At 69.9% G+C, this 312-nt stretch carries 1 protein-coding gene; it reads left to right on the top strand.

Features of this window, described 5'->3' with window-relative positions; translation table 11 throughout:
• Positions 1–312 (top strand): FAD-binding oxidoreductase (locus tag GV790_RS29600; protein ID WP_163818105.1); only part of this gene is annotated, 312 nt, incomplete at both ends.

Raw genomic sequence — 312 nt, forward strand, 5'->3', positions numbered from 1 at the left:
TGGTGTTCCCGCGCGAGGATGCCGATGTGGCGGCCGTACTGGAATTCGGGCGGGCCGATGGCATCCCGGTCACGGCGCGCGGTGCGGGAACATCGGTGGCGGGCAATGCCATCGGGCCCGGCATCGTGCTGGATTTCAGCCGGCATATGGACGCCGTACTGGAGCTGGATCCCGTCCACCGCACCGCCAGAGTGCGGCCAGGCCTCGTGCTGTCGGGTTTGCAGCGCCGGGCCGCGGCGCACGGGTTGCGATTCGGCCCCGACCCATCGACCCAGAACCGCTGCACGCTCGGGGGCATGATCGGCAACAACG

Source organism: Nocardia cyriacigeorgica, from assembly GCF_010858045.1.
Taxonomy (GTDB): Bacteria; Actinomycetota; Actinomycetes; order Mycobacteriales; family Mycobacteriaceae; genus Nocardia; species Nocardia cyriacigeorgica_E.